Raw genomic sequence first — 21,535 nt, forward strand, 5'->3', positions numbered from 1 at the left:
TCAGGCTCGGTTCAGGTGTTCGGGAATGTGGATGTCACTGGAGAGCTTCGGCTTGGCGCGGCGCCCCTGCTTCCAGGCCTTGAGTTGCAGGATGTAGGTCAGCACGTGGGCCACCGCGGTGTAGAGCGGCGCGGGAATCTGCTGGTTGACCTGGGTGCTGAAATAGATCGCGCGGGCCAGCGGCGGCAGCTCGACCACCTCCAGCGCGTGGGCCTGGGCCATCTTGCGGATGTACAGCGCGGTCTCGTCCATGCCCTTGGCGATCACGTAGGGCGCCTCGGCCTTCTTGCTGTCGTAGCGGATCGCCACGGCGTAGTGCACCGGGTTGACGATCACCACGTCGGCTTCCTTGATCACCCGCGCGATCTGCCGCTGGGCCATCTGCCGCTGCAGTTGGCGGATGCGCGCCTTCACTTCGGGGCGGCCTTCCTGGTTCTTGTGTTCTTCCTTGCGCTCCTGCTTGGTCATGCGCATTTTCTTGAGAAAGAAGAAGCGCTGCAGCGGAATGTCGATCAGCGAGAACAGCACGAACACCAGCAGCAGCGAGAAGGCCAGGTCGAAGGTCAGCGAGAACGCGCCGCCGATGGCGGTGAAGATGTCGCTGCGCTGCAGGGCGATGTAGCGCGGCGCCGCGTAGGACAGCTGCCAGGCGGCGACGCCGAGCAGGGCGGTGATCTTCAGGATCGACTTGGCCAGTTCGGTCCAGTTCTGCGCGCCGACCATCCGGCCCAGCCCGGTGATGGGGTTGAGCTTGCTGAACTTGGGCGCGAAATTCTTGGCCGAGAACACCCAGCCGCCGGGAATCAGCCCCAGCGCGATCACCAGCAGCGGCGTGACCAGCAGCGGCACAAGCACGCCGATGAACAGGAACAGGTTGTGCAGCATGATCAGCTGCAGGTCGTCGACGCCGATCTCGCTGTGGCCGAAGTTGATGTAGGAGAGGCTGAAGCTCTCGTGCATCGCATCCATGAACAGCCCGGCGCTCATCTTGAGCACCAGCAGCGTGACCAGCAGCGAGACCATGGTCGCGACGTCCTTGGAGCGGGGGACCTGGCCGTCCTTGCGGCTCTTGGTCAGCTTGTGCTGGGACGCCTCTTCGGTCTTTTCCTGGGAGCTGTTCTGCTCAGACATTGGCGCCGCTCCGTAGCAGCAGGCCGATGTTGTCCAGCAGTTGCCGGGTCAGCTGCAGGTAGGCCTCCGACAGATTGGGCAGGGTCAGGTAGATCAGGATCAGCCCGGCGATGATCGCCATGGGAAAGCCCAGGGAGAACAGGTTCATCGCCGGCGAGATGCGGTTGAGCAGGCCGAAGCAGAACTGCACCAGGGTCATGCAGAAGACGATCGGCAGGGCGATCAGCAGCGCGGCCGAGAGCACCCAGCTCATGGCGAAGGCGATGGTCTGCAGGCCGTCGAACGGGATGCCGCTGCCGATCGGCCAGTAGACGAAGCTCTGGTAGATGATGCTCACCGTGACCAGATGGCCGTCGACGGCGAAGAACAGCAGTACCAGCAGGATGAAATACAGCTGGTAGATGATCGACGAAGACGACACGCCGTTGACCGGGTCGTTGTAGACCGCCATGGACAGGCCCAGCTGGGTCGAGACCACGTCGCCGATCAGCGTGAACACGGTGAACACCAGCAGCAGCGCCAGGCCCAGCATCAGCCCCATGGCCACCTGCTCGAGCGCGGTGAGGATGCCCGTCACCGAGAGCGGGTCGATCATCGGCGGCGTCGGCAGGGCCGCGGCCAGCGTCACGGTCAGCACCAGCGCCAGCAGCACCCGTACCCGCACGCTGATCGCCTTGTGGTTGAACAGCGGCGCGAGGCTGAACACCGCCATGATCCGGCAGAACGGCCACCAGTAGGCGAGCAGCGATTGCAGGTAGTGGCCGACCTGCATCAGGGGTTCGTTCGCCATGTCAGCCCACCAGGCGCCCCGCCTGGGTGAAGGTCTCGATGAACAGGTCGCTCAGGGTGCGAAGGATCCAATGCCCGGCGAACACCAGCATGCCGAGGGTGATCAGCAGGCGCGGCAGGAAGCTGAGCATCTGCTCGTTGATCTGGGTCGCGGCCTGGAAAATGCTCACCAGCAGGCCGCCGATCAGGCTCGGCACGATCAGCACGCAGACCACCAGCACGATGATGTGGATCGCGTTGGAAATCAGGTTCACGGCGGTATCCGGAGTGAGCATGGCGCGCCTCTAGAAGGGTTGGACACTGGTGGTGAGGGTGCCCATCAGCAGCGCCCAGCCGTCGACGAGCACGAACACCATCAGCTTGAACGGCAGCGAGATCATCATTGGCGAGAGCATCATCATGCCCATGGCCATCAGCACGCTGGCGACCACCAGGTCGATCACCAGAAAGGGCACGAAGATCATGAAGCCGAGCTGGAAGGCGGTCTTCAGCTCGCTGAGCACGAACGCCGGCAGCAGCAGCGAGAAGTCCAGATCCTCGAGGTTTTCCGGCAGTTCCTCGCCGGCCAGCGAGACCATGGTCTCGAGCGACGTCTCGTTGGTCTGCGCCAGCATGAACTTCGACAGGCTGCCCTTGGCCGAGTCGAGCCCCTGTTCCAGGCTGATCTCGTCGTTCTGGAAGGGCTCGAAGGCCTGGCTGTGGATCTCCTGCCAGACCGGGCGCATCACCAGCAGCGTGACGATCAGGGCGATGCCGATCAGCACGTTGTTCGGCGGGCTCTGCTGCAGGCCGATGGCCTGGCGCAGGATCGCCAGCACGATGATGAAGCGGGTGAAGCAGGTCATCATCATCAGCATCGCCGGCAGGAAGCCGAGCAGCGTCATGACGATCAGGATCTGCAGCTTGACCGAGAATTCCTGCCCGTTTTCCGTATCGTTCAGGTTGAACAGGGTGATCTCGCCGTTCGCCGCCTGCGCCAGCAGGGGGCAGAGCCCCAGCGCCAGGACGCCGAGCGAGGCGAGCAGGCGGCGGTTCATGCGGTCAGCTCGTCCAGGCTGGTGCCCGACAGCTCGACGATGCGCAGGCCGTAGTTGCCGTTCATCACCACCACTTCGGCCTTGGCGAACAGGGCGCCGTTGACCTTCACGTCCAGCGGCTCGCCGGCCAGCTTGTCGAGCACGATCACGCTGCTGGTGTCGACTTCCATCAGCTCCTTGAGGGTGATTTCCACCGAAGCCACTTCCAGAGTGACGTTCACCGGAATCTTGCCGAAGAAGCTCATGTCCGGGCGGCTGGGCTGGATCGGCGCTTCGGCGCGCGGCGGCTCGGCCGGCTGCGCGGGGTTGAGGTCGCCCTCGTTGAGCAGGCTTTCGAACTCGTTATCGGAAATATCGCCGTTCATTGGGATTTCACGCTTTCAAGTGATGTGAGGAACAGGCCACCGTCTTCCTCGAAGACGGTGCCGCGAAAGAGCTTCTGGCCATTGATGCGGACGTCGTAGCGGTCCAGCGGGCGCAGCATGAGGATGTCGTTGAGCTCCAGGCCCAGTACCTGCGCCAGCGGCACCTGCGCCGCCGCGATCACGCAGTCGAGGCGTACCGGCAGGTGCTTGATGTTGTCTGCGGGGCTGGCGTTGAGGCGTGGCGGCGGGCCGGCGAGCAGCAGGGTCAGCTCGTCGGCCAGATGCGTGTCCAGATAGATCAGGATCGACGACTTCGCCCCGGTCAGGTGGCTCAGGTATTCGAACTCGGCGACATATTCCCAGACGGTTTCTTCGTAATCGTTCTCGAACCGTTCGAGTGCGCCGAAGGTGCTGCCCGACAATAACGAGCGCGCGAATATATCGATGACGTCGCGGCCCAGGCGATTGCGCATCCGTTGTTCGGATGAACTGATCGGCGGGGTTTCCTGGTTGGCGACGAGGGTGCCGCCGTAATAACACTCCAGTGCTTCGGTCAGCAGCGCGCGATCGATGGCAAAACCCACTTTGCCCAGCGGTGACCGATAGATGCAGTCCGGTGCGCGAGCGGCATGTTCCTGCACATCGATTCGGCACAACTCGATATTGACCCGGTAATTGCGCAGGAAATAGTCGCCGACCAGTCGCGGATGCTTGTGGGTGATTTCCCGGATGTATTGAGGAATCCGGTGGTAGTGCCGGCCAAGCTTCTGAGGTTTCAACACAGTCAGACTTTGGGCGGGCACGCCATGGTGGACTTTTGAATTGCCAGTCATGTTGTGAGCGAAGTGTCCTGTCGTTGACAGCATTAGCGGCAGGTTGGCCGCGAACTGCAGAATGCCTGGAGGGCCTGGATGGATGGCGCAGGGTCGGCCACGCGACAGCCGAAGGGCTGCAAGGCGCGCAGGACGGGCTCTGGCGTGGGCGCAGTGTAGGAGGGAGGGCGCGGCGCGATTAAATCAATAGATCTCAAATGACCTTTTTTGAGGTCGTGGCTTGGTCTTTGATCTGCTTTGAGCACATCTGATTGGCTCGGCACGCGCGACGCTTGTTAGCGTGCGCGCAATCGCTCGATGTCGGCTGAAGCGGCATCGGAAAGTTGCCGACAGTTGGACAGGCAGGGCGACGAAAGTTCCCAGAGATTTAAAATTTTTTTTGCAGCGTCGGCGCAGCGTTCACCGAACGGTGAGCAGCAGCGGACAAGGTGGTCAGAGTGAAAAGCGCCAGCCAAGCCATTGATTATTCCGGTGACCGACTGCCCGGGTGCACGCTCGCGCAGAAGAAGATCGCAATTGTCGGCAGCCGCGATCACGCCACGACCGCCGTTCTGCTCCAGGCCCTGAATATTCGTCGGCGCGAAGTGGCCGTATATGCAAGTTTCGACGAACTGGAGCAGCACTCGCTGCAATCGACCGGCACGGTATTCGTGCTCATCGGCAGTCTGCCCCAGGACACTCTTTATGGCCGTGTCGGTGCGCTGGTCAGTTCGGCCCGACATATCAACGTCATTCCCATCGTCGAATACGCCGACCAGGAAAAAGCCGCCGCGCTCCTTGAACTCGGTTGCGTCGATTACCTGTTGTCGCCGTTCAGCGAAACCCAGCTCGACGCCTTGCTGCGTCGTCAGCAGCACGCCGAAGCGGCCGAGGAGAGTTTCGTCTCCTGCTCCCAGGCCGGGCGTCGCCTGTTGTCGATGGCCCAGCGCGTGGCCCTGACCCGGGCACCGATCCTGATCACCGGCGAGACGGGTACCGGCAAGGAACTGATGGCGCGCTACATCCACCGCTTTTCCGCCGGTGACGAGGCGCCATTCGTCGCCGTGAACTGTGCCGCCATCCCCGAGCAGATGCTCGAATCCATCCTCTTCGGCCACGAGCGCGGCGCCTTCACCGGCGCCGTCAGCGCCCAGCCGGGCAAGTTCGAACTGGCCAATGGCGGCACCCTGCTTCTCGACGAGATCGGAGAGCTGCCGCTGGGGCTTCAGGCCAAGCTGCTGCGCGTGCTGCAGGAACAGCGCATCGAGCGGCTCGGCGGGCGGCGCGAGATGGACCTGGACGTGCGGGTGATCGCCGCGACCAACCGCGACCTGCAGCAGGAAGTGGCCGAAGGGCGCTTCCGTGCCGACCTGATGTTCCGCCTGGACGTGCTGCCGCTGCACATCAGCCCGCTGCGCGAACGCAAGGAAGACGTGCTGCCGCTGGCGCGAAGCTTCATCCGCAAATACGCCCCGCTGGATGCCGATCTCGAGCTACTCACCGAGGACGCCTGCCGCGCCCTGCTGCAACACGACTGGCCGGGCAATGCCCGCGAACTGGAGAACACCGTGCAGCGCGCCCTGGTGCTGCGCAACGGGCTGTTCATCCAGCCGCGCGACCTCGGCCTCCAGGCCCCGGCCCTCGCGGCTGCGGCCCGCGATGACGAGCCGCCGGTGGCGGCGCCCGGCGAGACCGGCAAGGCGGCACTGCGTGCCAGCGGCAAGTGGGCCGAGTACCAGCACGTGATCGACACCATCCGCCGCTTCGACGGCCACAAGGCCAAGGCGGCGCAAAGCCTGGGCATGACCCCGCGCGCCTTGCGCTATCGACTCAATGCCATGCGCGAGCAGGGCATCCAGCTGAACTTCTAGGGAATCCGCAAGCGATGAGCTCAATCATGCAGGTGCAGCAACAGATGCTGGGACGGATGCAGGCGCTGGCCAGCGCCGCCGAGGGCGAGGCGATCAAGCCCGCCAACCCGTTCGCGCCCGGGCAGGGCGCCGGTATGGGCAACCTGTTCGCGGCGGCGATGCGTGCCGTGGACGCCGACCAGCACAAGGCCAGCGCGGCCATGGCGGCGGTGGACAGCGGCAGGAGCGACGACCTGGTCGGGGCGATGATCGACAGCCAGAAGGCCAGCGTCTCGTTCTCCGCGCTGCTGCAGGTACGCAACAAGCTGACCACGGCGTTCGACGACGTGATGAGGATGCCGCTGTGATCGGGCGTGGGTACTGAACCGTGCTGGAGACAATCAAGAGCAAGCTGTCGGCAGAGGGCTTCAAACTCGATCCGCGCCTGGCACTGGTCGGGATGGCTGCCGCCGCGGCTGCACTGGCGCTGGCGGTGGTCTACTACCTGTGGCGCGACGGCGATTCGTTCCGCCCGCTGTACGGCACGGGCGAGTCCTTTCCCGCCGCCGAAGTGATGCAGGTGCTCGACGGCGAATCGGTGCCCTATCGCATTCACCCGCAGAGCGGGCAGATCCTGGTGCGCGACGACCAGCTGGCGCGCGCGCGGATGCTGCTGTCGGCCAAGGGCGTGAAGGTCAGCCTGCCGGCCGGCTATGAGCTGTTCGACAAGGAAGAGCCGCTGGGCACCAGCCAGTTCGTCCAGGACGTGCGCCTCAAGCGCAGCCTGGAGGGGGAGCTGGCGCGCACGGTGATGTCGCTCAAGGGCATCGACCGCGCACGGGTCCACCTGGCCCAGGAGGAGAACAGCTCCTTCGTGGTCAGCCGTCGCGGGCCGACCAAGGCCTCGGTGGTGCTGCAGCTCGACCCGGGCTACAAGCTCCAGCCCGAGCAGGTCGGGGCGATCATCAACCTGGTGGCCAATAGCGTGCCCCAGCTCAAGGCCGAAGACGTCAGCGTGGTCGACCAGTACGGCACGCTGCTCTCGCGCGGCGTCAACGCCGGCGGCGGTCCCTCGCAGAACTGGCAGGTGGTCGACGACTACCAGAACAAGGCCGTGGCCAACATCGAGCAGGTGCTGGCGCCGGTACTGGGCAGCGGCAACTACCGCATCAGCGTCGCCGCGGACATCGACTTCAGCCAGAAGGAAGAAACCTTCCAGGCCTTTGGCGAAACGCCACGCCTGCGCAACGAGGTGCTGCGCAACGAAAGCGCGCTGGACCAGCTCGCCCTCGGGGTCCCCGGTTCCCTGGCCAACCGCCCGGTAGCCCCGCCCAAGGAAGGCGAAACCCCGCCGGCGAACACGGAAAACAAGGCGGCGACCTCGCTGCGCGAAGAGTCCACCCGCCAGCTCGACTACGACCAGAGCGTTACCCATGTGAAGCACCCGGGCTTTTCCCTGCGCCAGCAGAGCGTGGCGGTGGTGCTCAACGCGGCCAGCGCGCCGGAAGGCGGCTGGACCGCCGAAGCGCGCGCCGAGATGGAAGCCATGGTGCGCAGCGCGGTGGGTTTCAACCAGGCGCGTGGCGACCTGCTGACCGTCAGCGTGTTCCCGTTCGCCACCACCGAGGCCTCGATCGAGGAAACGCCCTGGTGGGAGAACCCGCAGATCCATTCGCTCGCCAAGCTCGCGCTGTTCGGCCTGATCGCCCTGCTCCTGCTGCTGATCGTGGTCCGCCCGGCAGTGCGCAAGCTGACCCAGGCCGCCGATCCCCAGGCCGGGCAGCCGAACGCCGATCTCGCCGCACCGGGCGCCCTCGCCGCGGGCGGTGTCGCGGCACTCGAAAGCGAGCGCCTGCCGGCGCTGCCGGGCCGCACGGATGCCGATGGTTCGCCGATCTTCGGCGAGCTCAACCCGCTCTCGGAAATCCGCCTGCCGGCGCCGGGATCGGGTCTGGAACTGCAGATCGAGCATCTCCAGATGCTCGCCAAGAACGACCCCGAGCGCGTTTCGGAAGTCATCAAGCATTGGATAGGGCGCAATGAAAGAGACCTCAACCCAGCCGGCTAGCGAAGGCAAGGCCTCGGCGAAGGAAATCAAGCCGCGCCCCAGCCAGATCCGCTCGGTCAGCTCCCTCGACCAGGCGGCGATCCTGATGCTGAGCATGGGCGACGACATTTCCGCCGGCATTCTGCGCAACTTCTCGCGCGAGGAAATCATCAGCATCAGCCAGGCGATGGCGCGGCTGTCCAACGTCAAGCAGCCGATGGTTTCCGACGTCATCAGCCGCTTCTTCGAGGACTACAAGGAGCAGAGCAGCATCAAGGGCGCCTCGCGCAGCTACCTGGCCGGGATGCTCGGCAAGGCGCTGGGCGGGGAGATCACCCGCAGCCTGCTCGACAGCATCTACGGCGAGGAAATCCGCGCCAAGATGGCCAAGATGGAATGGCTCGATCCCAAGCAGTTCGCCGCCCTGATCGCCAAGGAACACGCCCAGATGCAGGCCGTGTTCCTCGCCTTCCTGCCGCCGGGCATGGCCACCGACGTGCTCGAATGCATGCCGGCCGAGCGCCAGGACGAGTTGCTCTATCGCATCGCCAACCTCTCGGAGGTCAACAGCGACGTGATCGCCGAGCTCGAGCAGCTGATCGACCGCAGCCTCAAGGTGCTCTCGACCCAGGGTTCCCAGGTGCGCGGCGTCAAGCAGGCGGCCGACATCATGAATCGCTTCAAGGGCAACCGCGACCAGATGTTCGAACTGCTGCGCGCGCACAACGAGGAGTTGGTGGAGAAGATCGAGGACGAGATGTACGACTTCTTCATCCTTTCGCGGCAGAACCCCGATGTCCTGCAGACGCTGCTGGAAGTGATCCCGCTGGAAGAGTGGGTGGTCGCGCTCAAGGGCGCCGAGCCCGCGCTGGTCAAGGCGATCCAGGCGGCGCTGCCCAAGCGCCAGGCGCAGCAGATGGAGTCGATCAACCGCCGCCAGGGCCCGGTACCGCTGTCGCGGGTCGAGCAGGTCCGCAAGGACATCATGGGTGTGGTGCGGGAAATGACCGCCAACGGCGAGCTGCAGGTGCAGCTGTTCCGCGAACAGACCGTCGAGTGAGCCGAGCATGAGCATCAAGGTGATCAAGGGGGCCGGCAAGAACTGGCGCCCGTTCCGCTTTCCGCCGCGCTTCAAGGTTGCCGGGCCGGGCCTGGCCGAGGCGCTGGAAGGCGATCCGGCGGCGCTGCAGCGAGCGCCCTCCGAAGGCTTCCAGGAAGGGATCGAGAAGGGCTACGGCGAGGGGCTCGAACAGGGCCGCGCCGCTGGCCATGCCGAAGGCTTCGAGCGCGGCATCGAGGATGGCAAGTCCCTGGGCCGTGAAGAGGGCCGGCTGCAGGGGCGACAGGCCTTCGACGAGGCCGCGCGTCCGCTGGACCGTCTGATCGAACGCTTCGAGCAGTTCCAGGGCGAGTACCAGCAGGCCCGTCGCGACGAGTTGCTGGAGCTGGTGCAGAAGGTCGCCCGCCAGGTGATTCGCTGCGAGCTGACGCTGCATCCGACGCAGTTGCTGTCCCTGGCCGAGGAGGCCCTGGCGGCGATGCCGGGCGATCAGGAGGACGTGCGTATCCTGCTCAACCCCGAGGAGTGCGCCCGGATCCGGGAGCTGGCGCCGGAGCGCGCCGCGGCCTGGCGGCTGGTGCCGGATGAGCGCCTGGCGCTGGGCGAGTGCCGGGTGATCACCGCCGAGGCCGAGGCCGATATCGGGTGCCAGCAGCGCCTCGATGCCTGCATGGAAACCCTGGGCGAACACATCCGGACGTCCGCCTGAGATGTCGCTGCGCGAAGCCTTCAAGCTCGACGAGGCGCTGCGCTCGCTCGACGGCGTGCAGCTGGCCAAGGTCAGCGGCCGGCTGGTGCGCGTCTCCGGCATGCTGCTCGAATCGCTCGGCTGCCAGCGCATGACCGGCCAGCGCTGCTACGTCGAACAGGGCGACGGCAGCATGCTCGAAGCCCAGGTGGTGGGCTTCAACCGCGAAATCACCTACCTGATGCCGTTCAAGAAGCCGGTGGGCCTGACCTCCGGCTCGCGCGTCTTCCCGGCGCCGGACGAAGCCTCGCTGCACATCGACGAGACCTGGCTGGGGCGAGTGGTCAACGGCCTGGGCGAGCCGCTGGACGGGCTGGGCAAGCTGTCCGGCCGCGACCCGTTGCCGGCCGAACTGCCGTCGGTCAATCCGCTCCGGCGCCGGCCGGTCAGCGAGCCGCTGGATGTCGGCGTGCGGGCGATCAATGCGCTGCTGACCCTGGGCAAGGGCCAGCGCGTCGGCCTGTTCGCCGGCAGCGGCGTGGGCAAGAGCGTGCTGCTGGGGATGATCACCCGGCAGACCAAGGCCGACGTGGTGGTGGTCGGGCTGATCGGCGAGCGCGGCCGCGAGGTGCAGGAGTTCATCCTGCACTCGCTCGGCGAGGAAGGTCTGAAGAAAGCCGTGGTGGTGGTCGCGCCCGCCAACGAATCGCCGCTGATGCGGCTCAAGGCGACCGAACTCTGCCACAGCATCGCCGCCTACTACCGCGACCAGGGCCAGGACGTCCTGCTGCTGGTCGATTCGCTGACCCGCTACGCCATGGCCCAGCGCGAAATCGCCCTGGCGCTCGGCGAGCCGCCGGCGACCAAGGGCTATCCGCCGTCGGTGTTCGGCATGCTGCCGGAGCTGGTGGAAAGCGCCGGCAATGGCGCCAACGAATCCGGCAGCCTCAGCGCGCTCTACACGGTGCTGGCCGAGGGCGACGACCAGCAGGACCCGATCGTCGACTGCGCACGGGCGATTCTCGACGGGCACATAGTGCTCTCGCGGCGTCTGGCCGAAATCGGCCACTACCCGGCCATCGACATCAGCGCCTCGGTCAGCCGCTGCATGAGCCAGGTCAGCCCGCCGGCGCAGCTGGGCGCGGCCAGGCAGCTCAAGGAGCTGTACGGCACCTTCGAGAAGATCAGGGAGCTGATCCCGCTCGGCGGCTACACGCCGGGCATGGACGTCAAGACCGACCGGGCGGTGCAGCTCGCGCCGCGGATCGAGCGCTTCCTGCGCCAGGAAGTGGGCGAGGCCGCGGAGCTGCAGACCAGCCTGGCCACCCTGCAGGGAGTGCTCGGCAAGTCATGAAGGAGCAGATCGACACCCTTTCGCGGCTGGCCAGCCTGCGCGGCAACAAGGTTCGGCAGATGCTCGGCCGGGTCCAGTACCAGCAGAACCTCTGCCAGCGCTACCGCAACAACATCACCGGCCTGAGCCGCCTGTGCGGCTTCAGCGTGCCCATGAGCACGCCGCTGCAGCGCGACAACCAGCAGCGCTACAAGGCCACCCTGTACAAGATGGTCGAGTTGCAGCGGCGCGAACTGGAAGTGGCCGAGCAGGCGCTGGAGCGGATCCAGCGCGAACTCCTGCAGGCGATGCGCAGCGAAAAGGTCGTGGCCCAGCTGATCGAGACCAAGATGGACCAGTGGCAGCTGCTGCTGGCCCAGCAGGAGCAGAAGATCCAGGATGGCCTTGCCGCCCAGGCGTGGTGGCGTGGACAGGCGTTCTGACGGCCGGCGCGAGGCGCGGCGAAAAATTGATTTAAGTTATCCGTCCTCGCGGTCGCCTGTTTGGCTGTAACCGAAACATTTCTGGAACCTCTCATGGAAATCAGCAGGCACTTCAAGCCCGTCCTGGCGACTCCGGTCGAAGCCTCCGGCAAATCCCGCGCCGTCGAAGCGAACGCCGCGTCGAGCGCCTCGCAGCGCCCGGCCGTCACGGCACAGGACCTGCCGCTCGAGCAGCTCCAGGCTGCGCTGCGCGCCATGCCCGACGTCGATCTGGACAAGGTCGCGGCGATCAAGCAGGCGCTGCAGCGCGGCGAAATCTCCACCGACCCGGCCGCGCTCGCCAGCAGCGTGATGACCTATCACAGCGGAAGCGATGCGTGAGCCAGCGTGAAAAACTGCTTGGCGTGATCGAGGCGGACCTGCGTCAGGACTGCGGCGACTACCTGAGCCTTCGCGGCCTGATGCAGGAGCTCTACGGGTGCCTGCTCGAGCGCGACAGCGCGCAGATCGACGTGCTCAATCCACAGATCGTCGCCCTGGTCGACCTGTTGCGCCTGCGCGCCCAGCGCCGCAGCAAGGTGCTCGCCGCCTTCGGGCTGGGCCAGCGCGGCGAGGACATGCTGGCGCTGCTCGCCCAGCTGCCCGCGTCCCAGTCCCGCGATCTGCAGAACGTCTGGCAGCAGCTGGGCAATCTGGCCGAACAGTGCAAGGGACTCAACGATCGCAACGGGGCGTTGCTGGCGATGCATAACGACATCCTCAGCCAGCTGCTCGACGCCCAGGCCGACGCGCGCCTGTACGGCCCGCAAGGCTACTGATCCCGCTCCATCCTCCTGGCCCCTCGGCCACCCCGCCTTAAGTAATCGTCCGCCCGGGTCGCCTGTTATCAGGACAGCTTCAGCTTTGCACCCTGGGCGGAAACGGCTTTTCCCCGTTGCGTCGTCGTCTTGCGAGGCGGAAGTAGATTTTCTGCGCGAGGCCTGCGCAAAGCCGCGTGATTCGTGGCTTTGGATCGTTGGCACTCATCTTGCTTTTTCGCTTGGGAAGAGGGGGCCGTCATGGCAATAGATTCCGATTACATTCAGCAGATGTCGAAGCAGCTGGCCGATTACGAGGTGCAATCCTCGCTGAACCGGCTCAACCGCAACGAAGCCAACTACAAGGCCCAGCGCACGGCCCTGTCGACGCTGCGTACCTCGCTGAGCACCTTCAATTCGGTGGTCAAGGGACTCAAGAGCACCACCTCGACCATGCTGGTCAACAGCGCGACTTTCAGCCAGGACGGCTATGCCAGCGCAACCGTCGGAACCAAGGCCGTCCCCGGCTCCTACAACTTCTTCGTCGAGCAGCTGGCCAGCGCCCATCAGGTCGCGATCGGCGGGCTGAGCGCCGCCGACATCGGCACCCAGGGCACCCTCACCATCGGCCAGGGCGGCAGCAGTTTCGACATCGACCTGTCCACGGTCGACAGCGACGGCAACGGCAGCACTTCCCTGGAAGAACTGGCCGCCGCGATCAACCAGCACGCCGGCAACACCGGCACCAAGGCGACCCTGGTGCGCAGCAACGGCGAGGTTTCGCTGGTGCTCTCGAGCGAGAAGAGCGGGGCGGACAACGCCATCAGCCTGCAGACCAGCGGCACCACCGCCGCGCTGAGCGCCGCGATCGACGCGCGCCAGGAGCTGACCCGTGCCCAGGACGCGCGAGTGCGTCTGGGCGGCGAAAGCGGCATGCTGCTGACCAACGCCAGCAACACCTTCGACAGCGTCATCGACGGCGTCAGCCTGACCTTCACCAAGACCCACGCCGCCGGCGAGCAGCCGCTGAGCCTGGAAATCGGCCAGGACAAGAGCGCGACCAAGGAGAAGGCGCAGAGCTTCGTCAATGCCTTCAACACCTTGATGACCAGCCTGGACAGCCTCACCGCCAGCGGCAACGACACCACCGCCCGCGGCCCGCTGGCCGGCGATTCGAGCATTCGCGCCATCGAAAACCGCCTGAACCAGCTGCTGCGTACCGACTTCGGTGGCGTCAACCTGATCAGCTTCGGCATCAGCGCCGACCGCAACGGCAAGCTGACCATCGATGCCGCCCGCTTCGACGCGGCGGTGGCCAATGATCCGGAGGGCTTCGAAAAGCTCTTCACCGGCAAGGGCAACCTGCTCGATTCCATCGACAAGAACCTGTCGGTCTACACCAGCAGCGCCAACGGGGTGCTGAAGAATCGCATGGACACCCTGGACATGAACCTGCGGCGGATCGACGAACAGTTCGACAAGCTGCAGGAGCAGTACAACAGCTTCTATGCCCGCTACCTCAAGCAGTACACCTCCATGATGCAGACGATGCAGGCCATGGAGCAGACCTTTGGAATGTTCTGATGAATCCCTATTCGTTCAATGACAGCTACGACAGCTACCGCTCCGTGGACCTCGAGGCCCGCGCGGCCGCGGCGTCGCCCTACGAGCTGGTGCTGGTCCTGTTCGACGGCCTGCTCGACGAGCTGGCGCGTGCCCGCGGGCACATCGAGCACAAGCGCTTCCAGCAGAAGGGCGCTTCGCTGGAAAAGTGCATGAACATCCTCAATGGCCTCAACGGCGCGCTCGACTACGAGGGCGGCGGCGAGGTGGTGCAGGAGCTGGCGCGTCTGTACGACTACTGCATCTACCGGCTCTCCGATGTCAGCGTCACCCTTTCGCTGGAGGGGCTGGACGAAGTCGTGCGCCTGCTCGGCATCCTGCGCGAAGGCTGGGAGGGCGTCAGTGCCGCACGCAAATGACATCCGCCGCCTGAAGGAGCTGGGTCAACAGCTCGAGCAGGCGATGCAGCTCGATGACTGGAGCCTGATCAGCGAAGCCGACCAGGCGATCGCGCAGTGCCTGAAGGCTCTGGGCGAGCGCCTGCATCCGAGCGACGAGCTGATGCGCGCCCGCGCCGAGCTCCAGCAGTCGCATGCCCGGGCGCTCAAGCGTTGCGCCGAGGAGTGCGAGCGCCTGCGCCAGCTGCTGGAGAACTGCGTCGAGCACGCCGAAGGGCGCGCGGCCTACCAGCGCATCGGTCTCTACGCGGTAGGGGACCAGCCATGATGCGCCCGGTCAGCCTGCCGCAGCAGGCCGGCGCCGCGGTCGAAGGGCAGCCCCAGGTGGCGCGCCCGGCGGGTTTCGCCCAGCGTTCGGCAGAGCTGTCGGAGCGCGCGGTTGGCCGCCTCCAGGGGCGTTTCGCCGAGCAGATGACGAGCGCGGCGGCCGCCGGCCAGGTGCTCGCCGCGCAGGAGGAGCGCCTCGCGCAGCCGCAGCCGGACCTGCCGCAAGGGCGACCCGGACAGCCGGAGTCCGCCGAGCAGCCGGAACTCACCGCCGAGCAGTGGCTGCAGGGCATGCTCGAGCAGAGCCTGGCCGTGGTTGAGGCGCGCGAGGGCGGCCGGATCGCTGGCGACGGCGCCGAAGCGCTGTCCGAGCAGCAGGTGCTGTCGCAGGACGTCGCTGCGCAGCCGCAGCCGGAAGCCGCCGTGACCGACGAGGTCCTGCTGGCGATGCCGGCCGTCCTGCTCGATCGCTGGAGCGGGCCGGCCGCGGCCGCGAAACTGGTCCAGCGTCCGCTCGACCTGACGGCCACGCCCATGGCCGGTGTCGGACGGTCCGAACAGGCGCTCGGCGCTCAGCTGGACGCTCTGCTGGCGACCGGCGATACCGGGCTCGCCGACACGGCCCTGCCAGGCGGGGAGCGCCAGCTGCTGGCCCAGCCGCAGGGCAATGAGCGGCTGCTCCGGTTGGAGGCGCCGCACGCCAAGTGGGGCGAGCAGATGCTCCAGGCGCTGCGCGACAACGTCGAGATGCAGCTGCAGCAGCGTGTACAGAACGCGACCATCCGCCTCGATCCGCCGGAACTCGGCAGCATGGAGATCTTCCTCAGCCATGAGTCCGGCCGCCTGACGGTGCAGATCTCCGCCACCAACGGCGACGTGGCGCGGCTGCTGCAGCAGACCAGCGACCGTCTGCGCCACGAGCTGGTGGGGCAGAACTTCACCCAGGTCAACGTCCAGGTCGGCGCCGACGGCCAGTCCGGGCGTGGCCAGGGACAGGGCCGCCAGCCGCACCTGCCGGCCGACGAGCCTCAGATCATGGGCAACTTCGCCACGGCGCCTGCGGCCGACAATGCGCGCGGTAGCGACAGCGATGTCCTGGTCACCGTATGACCGGGCTCAACAGTGATTTCTCGAATATGGGTGTGATATGACGGCGCCTCGCCTTTTGATTCTGATGGTCGTGCTCAACGTGCTGATCGTGGCGGGTGGCGTGGGCGTGGCCTACTGGCTGCTCAAGCCGGGCCTGAACGCGGCGGGCGAGCCCCTGTCTGGCCAAGCCGAGATCGCCCCGGAGGCGACCATCGTCGACTACGCCTTCCATCCGGTGGAGAAGATCATCGTCAGCCTGCGCGGGGACGGGCGCGAGCGCTATTTCGTCCTCGACCTGATGCTGCAGGCCGAGTCCGGCGACGAGCCGAAGAACTTCGCGCAGGCCGAGCCCCTGGTGCGCAACTCGGTGGTGTCCTACCTCTCGACGCTGTCCTTCGAGGAACTGCGCGGCCTGCAGATCACCGAGTTGCAGACGCGCCTGGAGCAGGCGCTGTTCGCCGACTTCGCCAGCAAGAAGGCCGCGGTGCCCTTCAAGCAGGTGCTGGTCAGCAAGCTGATCGTGCAGTAACCACCATGATCGCGAACCATGCTCTCGACTATGGCTACGAGGCCGAGCCCGCCGGACATTCGCTGTTCGCGCCCGGGGCCGAGCAGCGTTGGCTGATGCAGTACCTGCCGCTGGTCAAGCGCATCGTCCGGCAACTGTCGCTGCAGGCCAACCAGGTCCTTGATCGGGAAGACATGGAGCAGATCGGCCTGATGGGGCTGCTCGAAGGATTGCGTCGCTATGGCGTTCCGGACGAGCAGTTCGGGTCGTTCGCGGCGCTGCGCATCCGTGGCGCGATCCTGGATGAGCTGCGCCGCCAGGACTGGCGGCCGCGCCAGGTCCGCCAGCAGGTGCACAAGGTCCGTGATGCCATTCGAGGCCTGGTGCGGCAACTCGGTCGCCAGCCGACCGACGAGGAAATCCGCAGCCATGCCGGCCTTACCGAGGCGCAGTACCAGGAGTTTCTCTGGGCTGATTCCTCCGAGGCCATCGAGAGCCTGGACGAGTTGCTGCAGAGCGGCCAGGAGGGCTTTGCCGAGGGCGGGGACGGCCTCGAGGAGCGCTTCGTCAAGGAGCGTCTGCTGACCCAGGCGCTGAGCCGCCTGGACGAGCGCGAGCGGCTGGTGCTGACGCTTTATTACCAACATGAGCTGAGCCTGAAGGAAATCGCGCTGGTGCTCGAAGTGAGCGATGCGCGGGTCTGCCAGCTCAGCAAGCAGGCCATCGCCAAGGCCTGCCGTTTTCTCACGGACCGCCAGTAGCGGCCGATACCCAGGCGCGGCGTCCGCCGCGGCGTTCAACAGTCTGCCACCAACGGAAGTAGTCATCGTCATGCAGAAATTCATAGGAGCCCTGATCATCGTCGCCTGCGTCCTGGGCGGCTACGCCATGGCCAACGGCGATATGCGCGTGCTCTGGCAGCCCGCGGAGGTGGTGATCATCCTGGGGGCCGCGTTCGGCAGCCTGGTGGTCGGCAATCCCAAGGAAGTGCTGATCGAGATGCTGCATCAGATCAAGGGCGTGTTCGCTTACCAGCGCCGCGGCGAGGAGTTCCAGCGCCAGTTGCTGATGCTGCTGTACGAGCTGCTGGAAATGGTCGACGTGGGCGGCCTCAAGGTGCTCGATTCGCACATCGAGGAGCCGGAAAGCAGCGAGCTGTTCGCCCGCTATCCGCTGATCCTCAAGGAAAAGAACCTGATGGCGTTCATCGCCGACAACTTCCGGCTGATGGCGATGGGCAAGATCAGCGCCCATGAGCTCGAAGGCTTCCTCGAGCAGGAGCTCGAGGCCATGGAGCACGCCCTGCTGCAGCCGGCGCGCTCGCTGCACAAGATCGGCGAGGCGATGCCGGGCTTCGGCATCCTGGCGGCGATCATGGGCATCATCATCACCATGGGCAGCATCGGCGGCTCGGTCGCCGAGATCGGCGCGCACGTCGCGGCGGCGCTGGTGGGTACCTTCCTCGGCATCTTCTTCTGCTACTGCCTGATGGACCCGCTCTCCAATGCCATGAGCCAGCGCATCAAGACCGAACTCTCGGCGCTCGAATGCGTGCGTACCACCCTGGTGGCGCACGTGGCCGGCAAGCCCACGCTGCTGGCGGTCGACGCCGGGCGCAAGCTGATCGAGCAGGACGTCAAACCCGCCTTCAAGCAGCTCGAGGTCTGGGTCAACCAGTACGAGGAAGAAAGGGACGCCGCATGAAGGGCCGGGCCGGCAAGGATCACGAAGTCACCATCGTCAAGCGCCGTGGCAAGAAGGGCCACGGCGACGAGCACGGCGGTGCCTGGAAGGTGGCCTTCGCGGATTTCACGCTGGCGATGATGGCGCTGTTCATGGTGCTCTGGATCATCCAGCCGCAGATCGACCAGTCCAACCCCTCGTTCGGGCAGATGGACACCAACCCGATCGTCGACGGCGGCGCGGGTATCTTCGATGGCAACAGCAACACCCCGCTGGATCTGGACGGGGTGCCGTTGCCGGCGCCCCAGGCGCGGGCGGATGACGGTCAGGCCGAAAGCGATCAGTCAGGGAGCAGGCGCTACAGCTCGGCCGCCGAGATGCAGTCGCTGGCCGATCTGATGCGCGAGGTGGCCGAAGAGGTAGATGCGCTGGCCAACATTGAGGTCAACGTGGTGCCCCAGGGCCTGCGCATCCTGATCAAGGACGACCAGCAGCGTTTCATGTTCCAGCGCGGCAGCGCGACGCTCAACCCGCATTTCAGCCAGCTCCTCGCGGTGCTCTCCGGGGTGCTGGCCAAGGTCGAGAACAAGCTGATCATCAGCGGCCATACCGATGCCACGCCGTACCGCCTGGCGTCGGGTTACGACAACTGGAACCTCTCCGGCGACCGGGCGCTGCGTGCGCGCAACGTGCTGGTGGCGGCTGGTCTGCCGGAGCGTTCGGTGCTGCAGGTCTCGGCCCAGGCCGACGTCATGCCGCTGCGCCCGGAGGACCCCGAGAACGGCGCCAACCGCCGGGTCGAGATCCTGTTGCTCACCGATGCGGCCGAGACGCTGTATCGCGAGCTGTTCGGCGAAGCGTACGAGCAGGTGCGCTTCACCGAGAGCGGTGCCCGCTACCGCGGCGCGAGCCAGCCATAACCGTCACGGGGCCTGGGAAGGCCTCGGCGCAGAAGAGGAAAGCCGGGTGGTCTGGGTGCGTCCGATACGCCTGGGTCCAGGCGCGCCGCGGCGCGAAGGCGCGTCGAACGGGGCGGCTTGGGCCGTACCGCGACGGTCAGAGCAGGTCGGCGCGGTTGTCGGCGCAATAGACCTGCTGGGTTTCAACGCCGTAGAAGCAGGCCCCGACACGCTCGAAGGTGATCTGGGCGCCTTTGTGGCGTCCGTAGAGCAGGTTGAACAGCAATTCGTCATCCAGCGCCGTCTCGTCGGACAGGCCCGAGATCTCCCCGGATTCGACATGCAGCCTGATGCGCCCGCGCAGATCGGTCTCGACCCTTCCGGAGGCTTCCAGGACGGCGGGCGCCTTGCGGGTCATCGAGTAGAAGCGGCCGTTGCTGAGCACCACGCTGTGGCTGACGTTGAGCACTTCGCCATTGCCGGTGATCACCTGTCCGGTCGAGGTGTAGCGGCCGTCCAGGCTCGACGGGGCGACATAACTTGCCGTCGCCACGAACGCCCAGAACAGCAGCGCCGCGGGCACCATCACCAATAGCAGAAGTTTGCCTACCGCGCCGGTTTCGCTGTGGAGGTTCATTTCAGGCACCCTTGAAGTTGCTCATCGGCGACTGAATTCAGCCGGCTCTTGTGCACTTTTAACCAATTGATGCTGCCGTCAGGTTGCAGGCAACGAATTTCGTAAAAGCCAGGCGACATGTTGACGATCAGTCGAGCCGGTTTGTCGGTGAGCTGTGCGATGTCCTGTACCAGGCTGCGGGTGTCGGCGACCAGCGCCTGCAGCAGCCGGTCGGTGCTTTCCACATAAAGTACGTGCAGCGGACCGAGGTCCAGGCTGTGGGTGACGCTCCCCGCTACCGGGGGCGGCAGGCGGCCGTAGCCCAGCATGCCGGCCGCGACCAGCATCGCCGCGGCGACACCGGTGAGCCAGCGCCTCGTCCGCCGGCGCTGCGGTGCGACGGTTTCCGTTCGGGGCGGTTCTGCCGGCGCTGTCCGGGCTTCGGCTGCGATGGCCGCGGCTGCGGGTTCGGGTGCCGGTTCCACCTCGAGAAACTGCGGATTGAACAGATAGCCACGCCGGGGCAGGGTCTGGATGATGCGGTTGGCGTCATCGGACAGGCACTGGCGCAGCGTGTAGATCTGCTGGTTCAGGCTGCCCTGGCTGACCACCCGGCTCTGCCAGGCGTAGGCCAGCAATTCGTCTCGCGAGACCACTTCGCCGCAACTGGCCAGCAGGCGCTCCAGGACACGACTGCCGGAGAAGCCGAGATCGACGCCCTGCACGGCGCCATCGCCGAACTCCAGGCGATACAACGCAGGAAAGAACCGTACGGTCTGACCGGGAAGTCCCGTTTTAAGGGACAGGCAGCGAGCGACGCCCGAAGCCGGGGGAGCGTTGTCTGTAGTCATGGAAGCCCGAAACTGCAAAAAGGACTGGGTATGACCGGACGGTCTGGCGATATATTGGCGTCAGTATTTTGATGATACAAGCCTTGTTTTTTACCGCTGGTCGTTTTCTGCTCGATTGATGTCGCGGATTGCGCTAGGGCCGGCGAGGTCGTTCGGGCGCGGAACGCTATCGGCAGACGGTACCGATTGCTGAGGCGGGGGCGACGAATGGTCGTCACTGTCATCGGACATGAAAACGCCCCGACAAGCGGGGCGTTCGGGTACAGCGAGGCCGCTTGGGCGGCCCGTGTGACGCGGCTTAGCCGAGCAGGGACATGACCATGCTGGGCATCTGGCCGGCTTGCTTGAGCATGGAGATGCCGGACTGCATGAGCATGGAGTTCTTGCTCATGTTGGCGCTTTCGACGGCGAAGTCGGCGTCCATGATGCGACCCTTGGCCATGTCGGTGTTGTCCTTCATGTTGGCCAGGTTGTTGTTGGTGTGATTCAGGCGGTTGATGTTGGCACCAAACTGAGCGCGCACCTCGCCCAACGAGTTGAGCAGGGTTTCCAGCTTGGTGATGGTGCCGTTGGCATTGTTCACCGCGGTGTCGGGCGCGGGGGCGGTACCGGCAGTGATGGTGGCGATTTCGGTGCCGACGGTGGTTGGGTCATCGCCGTTGTCGGTGAAGATCGCCGACGCCGCGCCCAGGTTGGTGGCCAGGGTGCCGAGCGCGGTGGAGACGTTGACCTCCATGGTCTCGCTCGAGCTCGAACCGATCTGGAAGTTCACGCCCTCGGCTTCGCCGAACTTGCCGCTGGCGCCGTCGACGCCGTCGCCGTCGCTGAACAGGCCCTCACCGGCGTACTTGGTGTTCTTGAAGATGTTCAGCAGTTCCTTGCCCAGCTCGTCGTACTCGGCCTGGATCGACTTGAGGTCGTCTACGCCGTTGGTGCCGTTGGCGCCCTGAGTGGCCAGGTCCTTCATGCGCTGGACGATGTCGGTCATCTCGCTGAAGGCGCCTTCGGCGGTCTGCAGCATGGATACCGAATCGCCGACGTTGCGCATGGCGACGCCCATGCCGCGGCTCTGGGCGTTCAGGCGGGTGGCGATCTGCAGGCCGGCGGCGTCGTCGGCGGCCGAGTTGATGCGCAGGCCGGTGCCCAGACGCTGCTGGTTGGTGGCCAGGGCGCTGTTGAACTTGTTCAGGCTGGTGTTGGTGGTCAGCGCGGAATAGTTGGTATGGATGGACAATGCCATGTCTTGGAT

Annotated in this window: 26 protein-coding genes; 17 read left to right on the forward strand and 9 right to left on the reverse strand. The window is 65.6% G+C overall.

Features of this window, described 5'->3' with window-relative positions; all coding sequences use genetic code 11:
• Genes flhB through DN824_RS08700 form a run of 6 tightly spaced genes read right to left on the reverse strand, consistent with a single transcriptional unit; the run spans position 1 to position 4,155 of the window.
• Positions 1–1,131 (reverse strand): flagellar biosynthesis protein FlhB, encoded by a 1,131-nt coding sequence (flhB, locus tag DN824_RS08675; protein WP_138407957.1) that lies wholly within the window; start codon positions 1,129–1,131, stop codon positions 1–3.
• Entirely contained in the window at positions 1,124–1,903 is a 780-nt protein-coding gene (gene fliR, locus DN824_RS08680; protein WP_138408004.1) for a flagellar biosynthetic protein FliR, read from the reverse strand. Before fliR ends, flhB begins: the two co-directional genes overlap by 8 nt.
• A 19-nt stretch (positions 1,904–1,922) precedes the next feature.
• On the reverse strand, positions 1,923–2,195 hold the full coding sequence (locus DN824_RS08685; protein ID WP_138407958.1) for a flagellar biosynthetic protein FliQ: 273 nt from the start codon (positions 2,193–2,195) through the stop codon (positions 1,923–1,925).
• A 9-nt stretch (positions 2,196–2,204) separates the two neighbouring features.
• Positions 2,205–2,957, reverse strand: a complete 753-nt coding sequence (gene fliP / locus DN824_RS08690; RefSeq protein WP_138407959.1) for a flagellar type III secretion system pore protein FliP — start codon at positions 2,955–2,957, stop codon at positions 2,205–2,207.
• Positions 2,954–3,322 (reverse strand): flagellar motor switch protein FliN, encoded by a 369-nt coding sequence (gene fliN / locus DN824_RS08695; RefSeq protein WP_138407960.1) that lies wholly within the window; start codon positions 3,320–3,322, stop codon positions 2,954–2,956. The genes fliP and fliN overlap by 4 nt, the downstream gene beginning before the upstream one ends.
• Positions 3,319–4,155, reverse strand: a complete 837-nt coding sequence (locus DN824_RS08700; protein WP_138408005.1) for a FliM/FliN family flagellar motor C-terminal domain-containing protein — start codon at positions 4,153–4,155, stop codon at positions 3,319–3,321. The genes fliN and DN824_RS08700 overlap by 4 nt, the downstream gene beginning before the upstream one ends.
• Positions 4,156–4,592: 437 nt before the next feature.
• Between DN824_RS08700 and DN824_RS08705 the strand changes: the two genes are divergently transcribed.
• From DN824_RS08705 to DN824_RS08785, 17 genes are all read left to right on the forward strand, one after another.
• Positions 4,593–6,005 carry a sigma-54 dependent transcriptional regulator gene (locus tag DN824_RS08705; RefSeq protein WP_414718408.1) on the forward strand — a complete coding sequence of 471 codons (1,413 nt, stop codon included), beginning with the start codon at positions 4,593–4,595 and terminating at the stop codon, positions 6,003–6,005.
• Between the two features lie 14 nt (positions 6,006–6,019).
• Complete coding sequence (gene fliE, locus DN824_RS08710) at positions 6,020–6,352, forward strand: flagellar hook-basal body complex protein FliE (protein ID WP_138407962.1); 333 nt, start codon at positions 6,020–6,022, stop codon at positions 6,350–6,352.
• Positions 6,353–6,372: 20 nt separating this feature from the next.
• Positions 6,373–8,052 carry a flagellar basal-body MS-ring/collar protein FliF gene (fliF, locus tag DN824_RS08715; RefSeq protein ID WP_138407963.1) on the forward strand — a complete coding sequence of 560 codons (1,680 nt, stop codon included), beginning with the start codon at positions 6,373–6,375 and terminating at the stop codon, positions 8,050–8,052.
• Positions 8,024–9,091 (forward strand): FliG C-terminal domain-containing protein, encoded by a 1,068-nt coding sequence (locus tag DN824_RS08720; RefSeq protein ID WP_138407964.1) that lies wholly within the window; start codon positions 8,024–8,026, stop codon positions 9,089–9,091. Before fliF ends, DN824_RS08720 begins: the two co-directional genes overlap by 29 nt.
• Positions 9,092–9,098: 7 nt before the next feature.
• Positions 9,099–9,800 (forward strand): flagellar assembly protein FliH, encoded by a 702-nt coding sequence (gene fliH / locus DN824_RS08725; RefSeq protein ID WP_138407965.1) that lies wholly within the window; start codon positions 9,099–9,101, stop codon positions 9,798–9,800.
• A gap of 1 nt (position 9,801) precedes the next feature.
• Positions 9,802–11,133 (forward strand): flagellar protein export ATPase FliI, encoded by a 1,332-nt coding sequence (gene fliI, locus DN824_RS08730; protein ID WP_138407966.1) that lies wholly within the window; start codon positions 9,802–9,804, stop codon positions 11,131–11,133.
• On the forward strand, positions 11,130–11,555 hold the full coding sequence (locus DN824_RS08735) for a flagellar FliJ family protein (RefSeq protein WP_138407967.1): 426 nt from the start codon (positions 11,130–11,132) through the stop codon (positions 11,553–11,555). Before fliI ends, DN824_RS08735 begins: the two co-directional genes overlap by 4 nt.
• Positions 11,556–11,648: 93 nt before the next feature.
• Positions 11,649–11,936, forward strand: a complete 288-nt coding sequence (gene flgM, locus DN824_RS08740) for a flagellar biosynthesis anti-sigma factor FlgM (protein ID WP_138407968.1) — start codon at positions 11,649–11,651, stop codon at positions 11,934–11,936.
• Positions 11,933–12,373 carry a flagellar protein FlgN gene (flgN, locus tag DN824_RS08745; protein ID WP_174236485.1) on the forward strand — a complete coding sequence of 147 codons (441 nt, stop codon included), beginning with the start codon at positions 11,933–11,935 and terminating at the stop codon, positions 12,371–12,373. The genes flgM and flgN overlap by 4 nt, the downstream gene beginning before the upstream one ends.
• Before the next feature lie 240 nt (positions 12,374–12,613).
• Positions 12,614–13,936 (forward strand): flagellar filament capping protein FliD, encoded by a 1,323-nt coding sequence (fliD, locus tag DN824_RS08750; RefSeq protein ID WP_138407969.1) that lies wholly within the window; start codon positions 12,614–12,616, stop codon positions 13,934–13,936.
• Positions 13,936–14,334, forward strand: coding sequence for a flagellar export chaperone FliS (gene fliS, locus DN824_RS08755; RefSeq protein WP_138407970.1), 399 nt, complete (start codon positions 13,936–13,938; stop codon positions 14,332–14,334). The genes fliD and fliS overlap by 1 nt, the downstream gene beginning before the upstream one ends.
• Positions 14,318–14,641, forward strand: a complete 324-nt coding sequence (locus tag DN824_RS08760) for a hypothetical protein (RefSeq protein WP_138407971.1) — start codon at positions 14,318–14,320, stop codon at positions 14,639–14,641. The genes fliS and DN824_RS08760 overlap by 17 nt, the downstream gene beginning before the upstream one ends.
• Positions 14,638–15,750, forward strand: a complete 1,113-nt coding sequence (locus DN824_RS08765) for a flagellar hook-length control protein FliK (protein ID WP_138407972.1) — start codon at positions 14,638–14,640, stop codon at positions 15,748–15,750. Before DN824_RS08760 ends, DN824_RS08765 begins: the two co-directional genes overlap by 4 nt.
• A gap of 37 nt (positions 15,751–15,787) precedes the next feature.
• Entirely contained in the window at positions 15,788–16,258 is a 471-nt protein-coding gene (locus tag DN824_RS08770) for a flagellar basal body-associated FliL family protein (protein ID WP_138407973.1), read from the forward strand.
• A gap of 5 nt (positions 16,259–16,263) precedes the next feature.
• A complete protein-coding gene (locus DN824_RS08775; RefSeq protein ID WP_138407974.1) occupies positions 16,264–16,998 on the forward strand; it encodes a FliA/WhiG family RNA polymerase sigma factor in 735 nt (244 codons plus the stop codon).
• 70 nt (positions 16,999–17,068) lie between these two features.
• Positions 17,069–17,941, forward strand: a complete 873-nt coding sequence (motA, locus tag DN824_RS08780) for a flagellar motor stator protein MotA (RefSeq protein ID WP_138407975.1) — start codon at positions 17,069–17,071, stop codon at positions 17,939–17,941.
• Positions 17,938–18,840 (forward strand): OmpA family protein, encoded by a 903-nt coding sequence (locus tag DN824_RS08785; protein ID WP_138407976.1) that lies wholly within the window; start codon positions 17,938–17,940, stop codon positions 18,838–18,840. The genes motA and DN824_RS08785 overlap by 4 nt, the downstream gene beginning before the upstream one ends.
• 136 nt (positions 18,841–18,976) lie before the next feature.
• On the opposite strand, the gene DN824_RS08790 is transcribed toward DN824_RS08785, so the two are convergent.
• The 3 genes from DN824_RS08790 to lafA form a co-directional block, all read right to left on the reverse strand.
• The gene (locus DN824_RS08790) at positions 18,977–19,456 is read right to left on the reverse strand and encodes a hypothetical protein (protein WP_138407977.1); all 480 of its coding nucleotides are present in this window, start codon (positions 19,454–19,456) and stop codon (positions 18,977–18,979) included.
• Entirely contained in the window at positions 19,453–20,190 is a 738-nt protein-coding gene (locus DN824_RS08795; RefSeq protein WP_241666679.1) for a winged helix-turn-helix domain-containing protein, read from the reverse strand. The genes DN824_RS08790 and DN824_RS08795 overlap by 4 nt, the downstream gene beginning before the upstream one ends.
• A gap of 394 nt (positions 20,191–20,584) precedes the next feature.
• Positions 20,585–21,526, reverse strand: coding sequence for a lateral flagellin LafA (lafA, locus tag DN824_RS08800; RefSeq protein ID WP_138407979.1), 942 nt, complete (start codon positions 21,524–21,526; stop codon positions 20,585–20,587).
• Between the last annotated feature and the right edge of the window lie 9 nt (positions 21,527–21,535).

The sequence above is a fragment of the Stutzerimonas nosocomialis genome, assembly GCF_005876855.1.
GTDB lineage: Bacteria > Pseudomonadota > Gammaproteobacteria > Pseudomonadales > Pseudomonadaceae > Stutzerimonas > Stutzerimonas nosocomialis.

Coding starts and splice junctions, on each gene's coding strand:
- flhB (WP_138407957.1), bottom strand. CDS start 1,131: ATGTCTGAGCAGAACAGCTCCCAGGAAAAGACCGAAGAGGCGTCCCAG.
- fliR (WP_138408004.1), bottom strand. CDS start 1,903: ATGCAGGTCGGCCACTACCTGCAATCGCTGCTCGCCTACTGGTGGCCG.
- DN824_RS08685 (WP_138407958.1), bottom strand. CDS start 2,195: ATGCTCACTCCGGATACCGCCGTGAACCTGATTTCCAACGCGATCCAC.
- fliP (WP_138407959.1), bottom strand. CDS start 2,957: ATGAACCGCCGCCTGCTCGCCTCGCTCGGCGTCCTGGCGCTGGGGCTC.
- fliN (WP_138407960.1), bottom strand. CDS start 3,322: ATGAACGGCGATATTTCCGATAACGAGTTCGAAAGCCTGCTCAACGAG.
- DN824_RS08700 (WP_138408005.1), bottom strand. CDS start 4,155: ATGACTGGCAATTCAAAAGTCCACCATGGCGTGCCCGCCCAAAGTCTG.
- fliE (WP_138407962.1), top strand. CDS start 6,020: ATGAGCTCAATCATGCAGGTGCAGCAACAGATGCTGGGACGGATGCAG.
- DN824_RS08720 (WP_138407964.1), top strand. CDS start 8,024: ATGAAAGAGACCTCAACCCAGCCGGCTAGCGAAGGCAAGGCCTCGGCG.
- fliH (WP_138407965.1), top strand. CDS start 9,099: ATGAGCATCAAGGTGATCAAGGGGGCCGGCAAGAACTGGCGCCCGTTC.
- fliI (WP_138407966.1), top strand. CDS start 9,802: ATGTCGCTGCGCGAAGCCTTCAAGCTCGACGAGGCGCTGCGCTCGCTC.
- DN824_RS08735 (WP_138407967.1), top strand. CDS start 11,130: ATGAAGGAGCAGATCGACACCCTTTCGCGGCTGGCCAGCCTGCGCGGC.
- flgM (WP_138407968.1), top strand. CDS start 11,649: ATGGAAATCAGCAGGCACTTCAAGCCCGTCCTGGCGACTCCGGTCGAA.
- fliD (WP_138407969.1), top strand. CDS start 12,614: ATGGCAATAGATTCCGATTACATTCAGCAGATGTCGAAGCAGCTGGCC.
- fliS (WP_138407970.1), top strand. CDS start 13,936: ATGAATCCCTATTCGTTCAATGACAGCTACGACAGCTACCGCTCCGTG.
- DN824_RS08765 (WP_138407972.1), top strand. CDS start 14,638: ATGATGCGCCCGGTCAGCCTGCCGCAGCAGGCCGGCGCCGCGGTCGAA.
- DN824_RS08770 (WP_138407973.1), top strand. CDS start 15,788: ATGACGGCGCCTCGCCTTTTGATTCTGATGGTCGTGCTCAACGTGCTG.
- DN824_RS08775 (WP_138407974.1), top strand. CDS start 16,264: ATGATCGCGAACCATGCTCTCGACTATGGCTACGAGGCCGAGCCCGCC.
- motA (WP_138407975.1), top strand. CDS start 17,069: ATGCAGAAATTCATAGGAGCCCTGATCATCGTCGCCTGCGTCCTGGGC.
- DN824_RS08785 (WP_138407976.1), top strand. CDS start 17,938: ATGAAGGGCCGGGCCGGCAAGGATCACGAAGTCACCATCGTCAAGCGC.
- DN824_RS08790 (WP_138407977.1), bottom strand. CDS start 19,456: ATGAACCTCCACAGCGAAACCGGCGCGGTAGGCAAACTTCTGCTATTG.
- lafA (WP_138407979.1), bottom strand. CDS start 21,526: ATGGCATTGTCCATCCATACCAACTATTCCGCGCTGACCACCAACACC.